Consider the following 11,856-nt stretch of genomic DNA (forward strand, 5'->3'; position numbering starts at 1 on the left):
AATCGGCGTCAGCCTTACCTGGGTAGCCCAAAGGCCACCACGAAATTAATTCGTGGTGGCCTTTGGCTTCGACTCAGACTTAGTCGCGAGTCAGGCGACGGTGGGTCACACGGTGCGGCTTAGCTGCATCGGCTCCCAAACGTTCAACCTTATTGTCTTCGTAAGACTGGAAGTTTCCTTCGAACCAGTACCAGCTCGATGGGTTCTCTTCCGTGCCCTCGTAAGACAGGATGTGGGTGGCGACTCGGTCCAGGAACCAACGGTCGTGCGAGACGACCACTGCGCAACCCGGGAACTCGAGTAGAGCATTTTCCAACGACGAAAGAGTCTCTACGTCAAGGTCGTTAGTAGGCTCATCGAGCAGCAACAGGTTGCCACCCTGCTTCAGGGTCAACGCAAGGTTCAGACGGTTACGCTCACCACCGGAGAGGACACCGGCCTTCTTCTGCTGGTCTGGGCCCTTGAAGCCGAACGCCGAAACATAAGCACGCGATGGCATTTCGACCTGACCGACCTGGATGTAGTCAAGGCCCTCCGAAACAACTTCCCATAGGGACTTTGTCGGATCAATATTTTCGCGGTTCTGGTCAACGTAGGAAATCTTGACGGTTTCGCCGATCTTCAGCGATCCCCCGTCAAGTTCTTCCATGCCGACAATGGTCTTGAACAGAGTCGATTTACCGACACCGTTTGGACCGATCACGCCGACGATGCCATTTCGAGGAAGCGAGAAGGACAGTCCGTCGATTAGCACACGTTCGCCGAAGCCCTTTTTCAAATCCTGGGCTTCGATGACGATCTGGCCCAGGCGTGGACCAGGTGGAATCTGGATCTCTTCGAAATCAAGCTTGCGGGTGCGTTCAGCTTCCGCAGCCATCTCTTCGTAGCGGGCCAGACGAGCCTTCGACTTTGTCTGGCGACCCTTGGCGTTGGAGCGAACCCAGTCGAGTTCTTCTGCCAGACGCTTAGCGAGCTTCTGGTCTTTTTTGCCCTGTACTTCCATACGCTCGCGCTTCTTCTCCAGGTAAGTGGAGTAGTTGCCCTCGTATGGGTGCAGACGACCGCGGTCAACTTCACAAATCCACTCTGCAACGTGATCCAGGAAGTAACGGTCGTGAGTTACGGCCAAGACTGCGCCTGGGTATGCAGCCAAGTGCTGTTCGAGCCATAGTACGGACTCGGCATCCAAGTGGTTAGTAGGCTCATCGAGGAGCAACAGGTCTGGCTTCTGCAGCAACAACTTACACAGGGCGACGCGTCGACGCTCACCACCGGAGAGGTGAGTGACCATTTCATCGCCCGGTGGGCAGCGCAGGGCATCCATAGCCTGCTCAAGCTGATTGTCGATGTCCCAAGCGTCGGCGGCGTCAATGGCCTCCTGGAGCTTGCCCATCTCTTCCAGCAAGGTGTCGAAGTCGGCACCTTCCTGAGCCATCTCTTCAGAGATTTCGTTGAATCGGGTGATCTTTTCATAGATCTCGCCGACACCTTCCTGGACGTTGCCCAGGACGGTCTTTTCTTCGTTGAGGGGTGGTTCCTGTAGCAAGATGCCCACAGAGTAACCCGGTGAAAGACGTGCCTCACCGTTGGACGGGGTATCGATTCCCGCCATAATCTTCAGGATCGTTGACTTACCAGCACCGTTAGGGCCCACGACACCAATTTTGGCACCCGGGTAGAACGACATGCTTACATCGTCAAGGATGACTTTGTCACCAACGGCTTTGCGAGCCTTGGTCATCGTGTAAATGAATTCCGCCATGGTCTTAAGGCTAGTGCCTTAGTGGGTGCAAATCCGAATCCATGCACCACTAATTTGCTCCAGTGGTGCCCGGTTTCACACGTTTTCTCGTGGCACCACTGAAAGTGGAAGATTTATGCTGCGTCGGTATCTCTTTCAGGCCACGTAGCATCGGTGTTTTCGTTCATGGATCGGTTGGAAGATTCTGAATGAGAGGGATGTGAGGAACGTTCAATGTCTCCTGAGGCATTTCGCACTTTTGTGAATTGCGATGTCCCAAACTTCAAGTCATGGCCGAATGAGAAAGCCTCTATATCAGCGCTTGTTCCGCGCGAGCCATCCGAGCGTTCGAACTGTCGTATTTGAAGCTTGCCGACCACAACAATGTGGTCCCCCTGCTCCAACGATTCCAACCCGTTCTCGGCAAGCCCCCGAAAAGCACTGACAGAGAACCAATTGGTTCCTGCATCAACCCACTGTCCGGTTTCTGGGTCCTTTTTGCGTTCATGTGTCACCGCACGAAACTTGAGCACGGCAAGCCCCTGCGGGGTAATACTCAATTGCGGTTCTGTTCCAATAACTGCACGGATGGTCAAAAGATCACTCATGACGATCTTCTCCTCTAGTCCTGCCCCGGACTGGTCCCGGGGTTTCAGTCCATGCTGAGGCCGTGCCCGTCAGCTTCAGTACTCTTCAATTCATTCTGTGGATAACTTGGACCCATTTTTGTCCGAAAGGCTCCAGCTAGAACCATCAAAACGATCACGACCGCCGGCAAGATCCAACCCGACCAGCCCAAGATTGAGGCCTTGGTTGAGTCAAGCATTGATCCCATCACCATGAACAGTGATACCAAGCCCACACTGGCATTGAAGACGCCATGAGCCAACGCGGCTGGCCAGACGGATCCACTGAACGTGCGCAGCCACGCAAAAATTGCTCCTACAACGATGCACATTCCGCACATCGCGGCAAGGCCCCACGCACCTTTTGCGAAGGGATAGTTGTACCCCAACAAGATCAATGGAGCGTGCCAGATTCCCCAGATGACACCTGAACTCAAAATTGCGGGCAGCTGACCCAGTGGCTGCAGCTTGGGCCATAACCACCCACGCCAACCGATCTCTTCACCCAGTGCAGGGATAAGGTTCATGAGTCCGGCAACGAGAATAATCCCTGCTTGGCCAAGCAAATACTTGGCTGGACCGTCGGTCCCCGCCACCAAGTTCAAGATCATGAACTGGTCCAAGTCTCCGGGGAAGACCCCGAGCCACGTTCCGATAATTGGCGCCTGGATTATTAGGGCAATAGGCAGTAGGTAGGCAAGCAGCACTGCGGTCAGAAATCGTGCGGGCTTGCCGATTGGAACCAGTCCGACTTCCTTGAGGAACTGTTTTCCGCGACGTTGAAGCAAGCTCATGCTCAAGGCAGCGATGGTGGGCGTCATCATCATGCCCATGGCGATCCACATAAATTGGGGGTGGTGGAGACCCGCACCTTGCCATAGAGGCAAAGCTACGAGCCAAGCGAGCCCCAAACTTATGGCTGTATAACAGGCGATACTTTTCAGTCCGCCAATTCTCCATCGCTGCATACAAAGGTTCCCTACTCAACGGCTAACAAAGCGGTCCTCCTACAACACTATCTGTTCCAGTTAGAGATCTTGCTGGCCTATGGGCTAAACTAATTTTCGGTTATGCCTCCGTAGCTCAGCTGGATAGAGCAAGAGCCTTCTAATCTCTAGGTCGCCGGTTCGAGTCCGGCTGGGGGCACCACCTGAAAAGCGGTTCTGATTTGGCTAAAGCCGAGTCGGGGCCGCTTTTCTTTTTGCCTAAAACCGGATCCAGTGTGGCAGTTTTGTGGCAGTTTTGTGGCAGTTTCTAAAAAGACAAGCACAGACAGTCACAGATCTAAGCCGAAAAAAGAACTCACTTATTTGCGCGACGACGACGCAAATCATCCAGAGACACCACATTGGACTGAACCGGATCATCCGCCCACATATTAGAAATCTTGTCCGCTGCATCCTGCTTCATCTCATCAAGCACATGCTGATACCTGGTCAGCATGGCCGTCTGCGACCAGCCCAAAATATCCATCACCACACGAGGCTCAATCCCCAGAAGGAGCAACGTCGTCGCCGCCGTATGCCGGCCATCGTGCAGACGAACTTCAGGAACACCTGCAGATCGACAGAACTCCTTCCACGCACCCCAGTCCGCTCGATAGTCCGTCGGCCGGCCATCTGGGCGCGCGAACACCAGATCATACGAATTCCCATCCTGATCCACGTAAGGCGACCACGAGTCTGACCGGTTGGCCAGCTGTACCTTTCGATGATGCCGCAAGGAATCCTTGAGCTGCTTGGGCATGATCGGCGCCCTCGTCCCAGCGTCCGACTTCGGGTCTCCCATGAAGAACCCTCCCCCTTGACGCTCCGGGCACCCGTCGCCACGCTTTCGACCACAGCTAGGATCATCTTCGCCTCCCGCGCACCCGTGCTTCCAGGACAGCGTGTAGAGCTCACGCTCGATGCTGAGCTTTCCGGTCTCAAAATCAATATCAGTCCACGCGAGCCCCAACGCCTCGCCCTGCCTCGGCCCAAGGGTGAGCGAGAAAACCCACCGGGCACCGTCATCGAGCTTCAGCGCAGCAGTAATCAGAGCCTTCACCTCGGCGGTCTTGAGAACTGTCGGGTTGAACTTGGCCGGCTGTGGCGCGTCCAGCAAGTTGGCAGGATTGACGCCCAGGTGTTTGCGCTGCACGGCAACGTTCAGCCCCCTGGTGAGAACGCGATGCACACCTGCAATCGTCGATTCCGACAGCGCGCCACTACGCGCTTTGACCTTGGACCCCTTCGGCGGATCCCACGGCTCACGCATTGCCTGGTAGATCTGCTCAAGGTCCTCCGGCTGCAGCTTATCCAGGCGCTTCATGCCAGCGCGGTGAGGGCGGACATAGCGGTTTATTTTCCCGCGGTAGTCCACCATGGTTCGCGGTTTGATGCGCGTCGTTGGCACATTATCGAGCCAGTGGTCCAGCCAGTCTATGAATCGCATGGAGCTGGTGCTGACGAGGATCCCGTTGTCCAGGTTCTTTTTGGCGGCGCGGAGGTTGCGTGTGCATTCGGCGCTGGTGGCGCCGTAGATGGCTTTGCGGATCATGGACCCGTCTGGCCGTTGCCCGATGGTGAGTTCGGTCCGCCAGACGCCGTCTTTTCGTTGGTACGGCTTGGTGCCTTCGCCGTTGCCGCGGCGCGTTCTTTTGGGCTTTTCGGTCTCAAGCGTCATTTCATCCTTCCTTTCTTGTTTTGGGTATGGCAATTAATGACACAAGTGACACGTTGTTGTGTTGACTTCCTTGTGCGCGTGTGTAACGCGCGCGCACGCAAGGACGTATAACCGGAAGTGGTGTCGTTGTGTCATTAACTGACGTTTGGGGTTGCTAGGCTGCTTGCCTTTGCAGGTAGCAGAGCCTTCGCTCGGCGGACTTGATGTCCAGCGTTTCAACGAAGGTTTGGAGGACCGTGGGCAGTACTCCGAGCAGTGCGGCGAGCTCTTGCGCATGAAGCTCGGTCTTGGCGTGCTCCATGACGTCATCCAGGCTGAGCAGCTGGTGAGCCGCCCAGCGGTTAGCTTGAGCTTCTTGCTTCCCGGTGACACCTTGGTGCCCATAGTGCGCGTGGCCAAGTTCGTGCATGAGTGTGCATCGGTATTGCACCGGGGATAGATCCGGGTGAAGAGTGATTAGTTTTTTCGTGTGGTCGTAGACGCCCCACCAACCTAGTGGCGGAGATGCCGAACGAACTTTGATTCCTAGCTTGGTGGCTAGATGATCAGGGCTCGTGCGGTAGATCGTCGAATGCAATATTGCTGTCCCCCTTATGCGCAGCCAAACCGTAGTCCTCGGCTTCCTTTTCCGTCATGGATGAATAGTCCGGGTCCGCCCCCAGGGCACCGTCAATGTCGTCCGAGGTGATCGGCCGGCGCAGTTCAGTAGCTGGCCCGTTATTCACGCGGCGCAGCATTTCGTGGAGTAGCTCTTTTTCGGTGACGTCACTAAGGCTGACGGTAGCCGCCACTTGTGCCGCTTCCGACTGCGTGATGATCCCTGCTGCAATAAGCCCCTCTACGGGGTTGATCTTGTATGCACGGCAGACCGCGACGATAACTTCCGCGCTTTCGATATTTCTATTGAAAGTACTCGGGGATTGGCCAACTTGTAGCGCCATCTGCCGACGGGTTGCTCCTGTGCGCGCTTCTAACCATGTCTCAATGCTCATTGCCATAAGTTCAGTATGTTTCATTTATGACACAAAAGCAAACACTTTGACCCATAACTACGGATCACTTCGTTTCAACATTGAAACAATAGTGTTTCATTAGTGAATCACAGTGTTGTGATTACGGAACATATGTGCCACGATTGAAACACAACGAACCACAAACGAAACAAAGGGAGGTTGACGAGATGGCTAAGCGACTCCAAGTTCGAGAAGGTCTAATCACTCGACTCCGTGAGCTGTACCGGACTCCCAGTGAGGACGCCCAGGCACGCCTCATGGGTGTTAGCCGGTCAAGCATTCGTCGCATCGAAGCTGGCGAGCAACCATCAGCTGATTTCATCGTCGCACTTTGCGAGACATACGGGATGGGCCCTGGCGAAGCATTCGTCATCGCAGACCCCGAAGCGAACACCGCTCAGCAGAACGTCCACGGACTAAAGCTCAGCGCTTAAAGCAAAACGGCCCTCAGCTGCTGTAACAGCTGAGGGCAACCAATCAACGAATTGAAAGGCGTTATTTGTCATGCCCAATTTACCACCAAACCTGCTCCCGGTGCAGCAGGAGATCCCAGCTCGGCTGGTCTACAACGTCCGCGAAGCCGCCAACCTTTTGGACGTCGGCAAGGACTACCTCTACGAGCGGATCAACGCTGGCGAGATTCCAACTATCCAGCTCGGCTCCCCGCTCCGGTCCATGCGCCGCATCGCGGCATCCGACCTGCAAGCTTTCATCGATTCCCGTAAGGAAGTGGCCTAAGTGAGCGTAGTCAGCATCGCAGAGGGCATGACCTGCCACATCGGCAAAGGCAAGACCGTCTGGGAAATCATCAAGATCAACGGCGCCACGCACACGGTCGAACTGTCCGCGCTGGGCAAAGGCGGCTATTCGAACCGCTCAGCCTCGGTAGACGACCTGACGCACTTGGAGAAGCAGACGATCACCACTCCTCTCGGCCGAGTCATCACTGCACGCATCTCGGCACGGAACTCAGCTCATAACCTCCACGACCGGCTCAGGTTCTCCAACCCGACGTCACTGCGACTCGCAGCCGTGAAGGCATTCGAATCCGCCAACGCCTACATCCAGCTGGTCGAAGCCCACAACGCAGACCTTGCCGACCTGGGCATCAAGGCCGAGGACTAACCATGGACACGTTCCTGGAGGGGCTATTCAGCCCCACGTTCAACGGGGCAGACCTCTGGGCCCTGGCGATCTCCGTCGGGCTGATCCTACGCATGGCTATCCCGCTCGACCAAGCCGACGAGCGGTCGACCGATGAGTAACGGCCGGATTCCCGCACGGATCAACCTCAACGATTTCCCCGCCCACCTACAGGGCATCTACCACCGCACTAATGAAGAGAAGGAAACCAGCACCATGACTCAGCAGAACATCAACCCAGCAAGCAATCTCCTCAACGAGATTGACCAGGAACTAGCCGCCAACGCCTCCAACGTTATGGCCGCCGCCGCAGTGGCATCGCACCAGTCCAAGGACGAGCAGATCCACCTCCTCGCCGTCCTCGTAGTCGACCACGACGAACAGGCCAAGCAGCACGCCAAGGCAGCGAAGGAAGCCAAGGAAAAGCTCGCCCAGCTCGTCGGCCACGGTAAGCACGAATCCGGGAACCTCACCATCAGCGTCGCCAACGCAGCTTCCCGCTTCAACAAGACCGCCTTCGAGGAGCAGTACCCCTCCGAGGTAAACCCCGGCCTGTACGCCATCACCTTGGACACCAGCGCAATCCCGCCAAAGCTCAAGAACCAGTTCATGGTCCCCGGTGAGGGCTTCGGCACCATCACGGTCAAATAGGCGACCACCATGCTCGGAAAAGTACATCAGCCCAAAGGTGGTGAACACCTACAGGACTGGGCCAACGCATTGGCCGCGGAGTACATGGACGTCGTCACCAAGGGCATGGCATCCCACGAACGATCACACCAGAAACTCATCGGGCCGTCAGAAATCGGCGTCCCATGCGACCGCGCGCTACTGAACAAGCTCGCCCAAACCGAGGAGCCAGACCGAGGGCCAGCATGGCGGCCACAGGTCGGCACCGCACTCCACACCCAGATGGAGGAATGGTTCGGGAAGCTCGCCGAAACATGGTTCGTCGAAGACCGCGTCGAAGTCGGACGTATCGGCTCAGCCGTCATCACCGGCAGCACGGACTTGTTCTACCGTTCCGGCGCGGTGCTCGACCACAAGTTCGTCGGACCTACCCGGCTCCGCGGATACAAGGGCAAGGGTCCCGGCCAGCAGTACCGCGCCCAAGCTCACCTGTACGGGCGGGGCTGGGCACTGGACGGGTTCCCCGTAAAGATCGTCATGATCTGCTTCCTTCCCCGCGACGGGGAGCTAGACGACTCCTTCTTCTGGTGGGAACCATACGACGAGCAGGTAGCGCTCGATGCCCTCGACAGGGCGAACAAGTACTGGAACCTCATCGAACTATTCGGCCTCGAGGAAGCCATCAAAATGTTCGCCCCATGCGAGGACCAATGGTGCCCATGGTGCGCACCAGCCAACAAAGTCACCGCGGCTAAAGCCCGGAACCCATTTGCAGTCTAAAACCGTCCAGAAAGGACAAGACCATGAGCGTTTTCTCAACCACCAGTTCTAGCAGTGCCAAGTTCGAAACTCCCGGGCAGGTCGTCGCCGGGCAGATCACCGAAATTGGTGAACCATTCCACGCAACCAAATTCGGAAGCTCCGAAAAGGATTCGTGGCCATCGGGCGATCCGAAGATGAAAGTCTCGGTCACTCTCAAGACTCAGGAGCGCGATCAGGCAGACCCGAACGATGAAGGCCTGCGCAGCATCTACATGACTGTGTCCGGCACCGAGGGCGGTCAGCTATGGGCGATCAAGCAGGCGCTCCGGGCCGCGAACGTGAAGGACCTCGCTGTTGGTGGTCACTTGGCTGTGCGGTTCGCAGGGTTCGATCCAGAGTCCAAGAACCCGCAGAACCCGAAGAAGATGTACCAAGCTCAGTACACTCCGCCGGCCGGTGGTGGCGCGTTCTCCACGGAGCCAGCACAGCAGGCACCTGCCCCGCAGCAGCAGTACCAGCAGGCTTCCCCGGTGCCGGTGGCTGGTGTCCCCGGTCAGGCTCCGGCTTGGGCTACCGGCGGTCAGGCACCTCAGCAGCAGTACCAGCAGCCAATGCAACAGCAGCAGGCACCGCAGGGTGACGGCAACCCGTGGGCGAACCAGCCACCAGCGCAGCAGGCTCCCGCCCCGCAGCAGCAGTACCAGGCACCGGTTCAGGTGAACACCCAGACCGGAGAGATCCTCACTCCACAGCCAGCACAGCAGGCACCACAGCAGGGTTACCAGCCGACCCCGGCACCACAGTTCCCATCCCCTACCCCGCAGCAGCAGGCTCACCAAGCCAGCGTTGACGTAGCCCAGATTCAGGCGATGATCGGCGCCGGTGCAAGCGAACAGCAGATCAACGCTGCAACCGGTGCCAGCTTCGAACAGATCGCCGCGATCCGCAACCTCGGCTAACAGCCCCACCAATCCCCTGGGCGGGGTAACCCACCAGTTGCCCCGCCCAGGTACCACCCCGCACGACCATCCCGACAAGGAGAAGCACCATGAGCACCACCGAACACAACGAGAAGTTCGCCAAGCCGTTCGCCGCGTTCCTCACCGAACAGGGACGCACCCACGACGAACTCACCGAAACACTGCACGAACTCATCGAGCAGGTCACCGAAACCGGTAAGGCCGGCAGCGTCACCCTGACCATCAAAGTGGAGCCGGACAAGAAAGCCGAGGGAGTCTACCGGATCAGTGACAACGTCACCACGAAGATCCCACAGCACGACCGCCCATCGCGCATCTACTACAAGGACAAGGCCGGCAACCTGTCCCGCAACGACCCTAACCAGGAAGCGCTCGCCGGACTCCAAGTCCTCGAATCCCCTGCAGCCCCAACCGTACTCAAGAAAGCGAACTAACTCATGAGCACTCTCACCGAAGCCGAAGTAATCGGCGATTTCGCCCAGATCGCAGCAGAACCAACTCCCCTCGAAAAGGGAACGATCTACAGCGTCAAGAACGGCGACACTGTCAAAGTCATCGACACCGACAGCTACCTCGACCGTCCACGTCGCAAGACCGGCCTCGGCACCGTCCGTGACTCCGATTCATTCATCGCCTACCTCGACAAGCACGGACTCTCCGGTGAAACCGAAATCTACGCCTACCAGCGCGACAACAAGATCACCGCGAGCATCGACGCAGGAACCGACGAGGAAGCAGGTTGGGCCGGACACAAGCTCACCCTCCTGCTAGAGAAGTCCCCCGAGTTCACCAAGTGGATCAGCTACTCCGGAAAGCTCCTCACCCAGACCGAGTTCTCAGAATTCGTCGAAGAGAACGCCGCGGACATCATGCACCCGGCAGCAGCCGAAATGCTCGAAATCGTGTCCAGCCTTCAGGTCGCACGATCAGCTGACTTCGAGTCCGCGGTCCGACTCTCTGACGGCAACGTGCAGTTCGGATACCGGGAAACCACGAACGCCAAGGCTGGCACCACTGGCCAGCTGACCATCCCCACCGAATTCAGCCTCGGCATCCGCCCATACCTCGGCGGGAAGCCGTACCAGGTGCAGGCAAAGTTCCGGTACCGTCTCCGCGGCTCAGAGCTGCTCCTCGGCTACAAGCTCGAACGGGTCGATGACATCCTCGTCAACGCGTTCGACGGCGTCGCAGAGAGCATCCGTGAGCACGCTCTGGGTAACGACTTCCTGTACCTGAACTCCTAGCAGTACTTCTCCACCCTTGGGTGCCCCTGCCCCGGTAGGGGCACCCAAACCAAACACTCACTGAAAGTAGACCCACATCATGACTATCATCCAGGATCGCCTAGACCAGCTCACCCGCGGCGAAATCACCCTCGACAAGGGAGCGCACATCGACTTCGAAACCGGGCACTGCGCCATGGAAGTCGTCGCCTACCTAGCAGGCCTCGGACACACCGACGCACCAGAGTGCTCCTCGCCCGTCCTACGCACCTACACGATCAACATCAACGACGCATGGGACGAAGTGCAGCGTCAGAAGCTGATCCCATTCCTGCCCCGCATGGTTGGCACCAACGGCGACGGCAAGGATGAACAGCGCTCATATTTGGCATTGGACTGGCTGATCCGCACCTACACCCCGGCATGGCTAGAGCTTGCAGGGTTGAAGGAGACCGCTCAGGAGCTCCGAGACTTGCGCCGCATCGTGGACATGGTTGCTGCAGAGAACGCGGGAGTCGTGGTCCTCAAGGCAGAAAAGGAAGCTTCCGCCGCCTGGTCCGCCGCTCGGTCCGCCGCCTGGTCCGCCGCTCGGTCCGCCGCTCGGTCCGCCGCCTGGTCCGCCGCCTGGTCCGCCGCTCGGTCCGCCGCTGAGTCCGCCGCTGAGTCCGCCGCCTGGTCCGCCGCTGAGTCCGCCGCTGAGTCCGCCGCTCGGTCCGCCGCTGAGTCCGCCGCTCGGTCCGCCGCTGAGTCCGCCGCCTGGTCCGCCGCTCGGTCCGCCGCTGAGTCCGCCGCTCGGTCCGCCGCTGAGTCCGCCGCCTGGTCCGCCGCTGAGATGGTACTAGCGCCAACAGTCGAAACTCTCCAAGCATCAGCCTTGGAACTCCTCGAATCCATGATCAACCCCGCATAAATCGAGTTTGTCCCAGCCTGACTACTCCCGGGCTGGGACAACACCAAGGGGCCGCGCAATGGCGTGCACCCGGGCACCGCACACCCCGGGACCTACCCGTTCGAATCGGGTCGGCTCCACCAAACAAAAACACGCACCACAACAAGCAAGGACCACGAACACAC

At 58.1% G+C, this 11,856-nt stretch carries 16 protein-coding genes and 2 tRNA genes; 12 read left to right on the forward strand and 6 right to left on the reverse strand.

The window, feature by feature from the left end:
* Positions 1–79: 79 nt before the first annotated feature.
* The 3 genes from ettA to LG294_RS10015 form a co-directional block, all read right to left on the reverse strand.
* On the reverse strand, positions 80–1,762 hold the full coding sequence (gene ettA / locus LG294_RS10005) for an energy-dependent translational throttle protein EttA (RefSeq protein ID WP_404285396.1): 1,683 nt from the start codon (positions 1,760–1,762) through the stop codon (positions 80–82).
* A 113-nt stretch (positions 1,763–1,875) separates the two neighbouring features.
* Positions 1,876–2,349 carry a single-stranded DNA-binding protein gene (locus tag LG294_RS10010; protein WP_404285397.1) on the reverse strand — a complete coding sequence of 158 codons (474 nt, stop codon included), beginning with the start codon at positions 2,347–2,349 and terminating at the stop codon, positions 1,876–1,878.
* Positions 2,350–2,393: 44 nt separating this feature from the next.
* Positions 2,394–3,194, reverse strand: a complete 801-nt coding sequence (locus LG294_RS10015; RefSeq protein ID WP_404285398.1) for a CPBP family intramembrane glutamic endopeptidase — start codon at positions 3,192–3,194, stop codon at positions 2,394–2,396.
* A gap of 245 nt (positions 3,195–3,439) precedes the next feature.
* Between LG294_RS10015 and LG294_RS10020 the strand changes: the two genes are divergently transcribed.
* Positions 3,440–3,516 (forward strand) — tRNA-Arg (locus tag LG294_RS10020).
* Positions 3,517–3,669: 153 nt separating this feature from the next.
* Here LG294_RS10020 and LG294_RS10025 read toward each other — a convergent pair.
* The 3 genes from LG294_RS10025 to LG294_RS10035 form a co-directional block, all read right to left on the reverse strand.
* A complete protein-coding gene (locus LG294_RS10025; RefSeq protein ID WP_404285399.1) occupies positions 3,670–5,031 on the reverse strand; it encodes a tyrosine-type recombinase/integrase in 1,362 nt (453 codons plus the stop codon).
* Between the two features lie 154 nt (positions 5,032–5,185).
* Positions 5,186–5,608, reverse strand: a complete 423-nt coding sequence (locus LG294_RS10030) for an ImmA/IrrE family metallo-endopeptidase (protein WP_404285400.1) — start codon at positions 5,606–5,608, stop codon at positions 5,186–5,188.
* Positions 5,577–6,023: a hypothetical protein gene (locus LG294_RS10035; protein ID WP_404291832.1), complete on the reverse strand. Its 447-nt coding sequence runs from the start codon at positions 6,021–6,023 to the stop codon at positions 5,577–5,579. The genes LG294_RS10030 and LG294_RS10035 overlap by 32 nt, the downstream gene beginning before the upstream one ends.
* Positions 6,024–6,211: 188 nt before the next feature.
* Here LG294_RS10035 and LG294_RS10040 point away from each other — a divergent pair, with 188 nt between their 5' ends.
* The 11 genes from LG294_RS10040 to LG294_RS10090 all read left to right on the forward strand — a co-directional run bounded on the left by LG294_RS10040 (position 6,212) and on the right by LG294_RS10090 (position 11,814).
* A complete protein-coding gene (locus LG294_RS10040; protein WP_404285401.1) occupies positions 6,212–6,478 on the forward strand; it encodes a helix-turn-helix domain-containing protein in 267 nt (88 codons plus the stop codon).
* A 70-nt stretch (positions 6,479–6,548) separates the two neighbouring features.
* Positions 6,549–6,782 carry a helix-turn-helix domain-containing protein gene (locus tag LG294_RS10045; protein ID WP_404285402.1) on the forward strand — a complete coding sequence of 78 codons (234 nt, stop codon included), beginning with the start codon at positions 6,549–6,551 and terminating at the stop codon, positions 6,780–6,782.
* Positions 6,783–7,169, forward strand: coding sequence for a hypothetical protein (locus LG294_RS10050; RefSeq protein ID WP_404285403.1), 387 nt, complete (start codon positions 6,783–6,785; stop codon positions 7,167–7,169). It begins immediately after the preceding gene.
* Between the two features lie 2 nt (positions 7,170–7,171).
* A complete protein-coding gene (locus LG294_RS10055; RefSeq protein WP_404285404.1) occupies positions 7,172–7,309 on the forward strand; it encodes a hypothetical protein in 138 nt (45 codons plus the stop codon).
* Between the two features lie 94 nt (positions 7,310–7,403).
* Entirely contained in the window at positions 7,404–7,838 is a 435-nt protein-coding gene (locus tag LG294_RS10060; RefSeq protein ID WP_404285405.1) for a hypothetical protein, read from the forward strand.
* A 9-nt stretch (positions 7,839–7,847) separates the two neighbouring features.
* Positions 7,848–8,597, forward strand: coding sequence for a hypothetical protein (locus tag LG294_RS10065; protein ID WP_404285406.1), 750 nt, complete (start codon positions 7,848–7,850; stop codon positions 8,595–8,597).
* 23 nt (positions 8,598–8,620) lie between these two features.
* On the forward strand, positions 8,621–9,538 hold the full coding sequence (locus LG294_RS10070; protein ID WP_404285407.1) for a hypothetical protein: 918 nt from the start codon (positions 8,621–8,623) through the stop codon (positions 9,536–9,538).
* An 89-nt stretch (positions 9,539–9,627) separates the two neighbouring features.
* Positions 9,628–9,993, forward strand: coding sequence for a hypothetical protein (locus LG294_RS10075; RefSeq protein WP_404285408.1), 366 nt, complete (start codon positions 9,628–9,630; stop codon positions 9,991–9,993).
* 3 nt (positions 9,994–9,996) lie between these two features.
* Positions 9,997–10,803 carry a DUF2303 family protein gene (locus LG294_RS10080; protein ID WP_404285409.1) on the forward strand — a complete coding sequence of 269 codons (807 nt, stop codon included), beginning with the start codon at positions 9,997–9,999 and terminating at the stop codon, positions 10,801–10,803.
* Positions 10,804–10,882: 79 nt separating this feature from the next.
* The gene (locus tag LG294_RS10085) at positions 10,883–11,692 is read left to right on the forward strand and encodes a hypothetical protein (protein WP_404285410.1); all 810 of its coding nucleotides are present in this window, start codon (positions 10,883–10,885) and stop codon (positions 11,690–11,692) included.
* Positions 11,693–11,739: 47 nt separating this feature from the next.
* Positions 11,740–11,814, forward strand: a tRNA-Val gene (locus tag LG294_RS10090).
* The last annotated feature ends 42 nt before the right edge of the window (positions 11,815–11,856 follow it).

This window comes from Glutamicibacter arilaitensis, assembly GCF_044793945.1.
Lineage (GTDB): Bacteria > Actinomycetota > Actinomycetes > Actinomycetales > Micrococcaceae > Glutamicibacter > Glutamicibacter arilaitensis_B.

Coding starts and splice junctions, on each gene's coding strand:
- ettA (WP_404285396.1), bottom strand. CDS start 1,762: ATGGCGGAATTCATTTACACGATGACCAAGGCTCGCAAAGCCGTTGGT.
- LG294_RS10010 (WP_404285397.1), bottom strand. CDS start 2,349: ATGAGTGATCTTTTGACCATCCGTGCAGTTATTGGAACAGAACCGCAA.
- LG294_RS10015 (WP_404285398.1), bottom strand. CDS start 3,194: ATGATGATGACGCCCACCATCGCTGCCTTGAGCATGAGCTTGCTTCAA.
- LG294_RS10025 (WP_404285399.1), bottom strand. CDS start 5,031: ATGACGCTTGAGACCGAAAAGCCCAAAAGAACGCGCCGCGGCAACGGC.
- LG294_RS10035 (WP_404291832.1), bottom strand. CDS start 6,023: ATGAGCATTGAGACATGGTTAGAAGCGCGCACAGGAGCAACCCGTCGG.
- LG294_RS10040 (WP_404285401.1), top strand. CDS start 6,212: ATGGCTAAGCGACTCCAAGTTCGAGAAGGTCTAATCACTCGACTCCGT.
- LG294_RS10045 (WP_404285402.1), top strand. CDS start 6,549: ATGCCCAATTTACCACCAAACCTGCTCCCGGTGCAGCAGGAGATCCCA.
- LG294_RS10055 (WP_404285404.1), top strand. CDS start 7,172: ATGGACACGTTCCTGGAGGGGCTATTCAGCCCCACGTTCAACGGGGCA.
- LG294_RS10060 (WP_404285405.1), top strand. CDS start 7,404: ATGACTCAGCAGAACATCAACCCAGCAAGCAATCTCCTCAACGAGATT.
- LG294_RS10065 (WP_404285406.1), top strand. CDS start 7,848: ATGCTCGGAAAAGTACATCAGCCCAAAGGTGGTGAACACCTACAGGAC.
- LG294_RS10070 (WP_404285407.1), top strand. CDS start 8,621: ATGAGCGTTTTCTCAACCACCAGTTCTAGCAGTGCCAAGTTCGAAACT.
- LG294_RS10075 (WP_404285408.1), top strand. CDS start 9,628: ATGAGCACCACCGAACACAACGAGAAGTTCGCCAAGCCGTTCGCCGCG.
- LG294_RS10080 (WP_404285409.1), top strand. CDS start 9,997: ATGAGCACTCTCACCGAAGCCGAAGTAATCGGCGATTTCGCCCAGATC.
- LG294_RS10085 (WP_404285410.1), top strand. CDS start 10,883: ATGACTATCATCCAGGATCGCCTAGACCAGCTCACCCGCGGCGAAATC.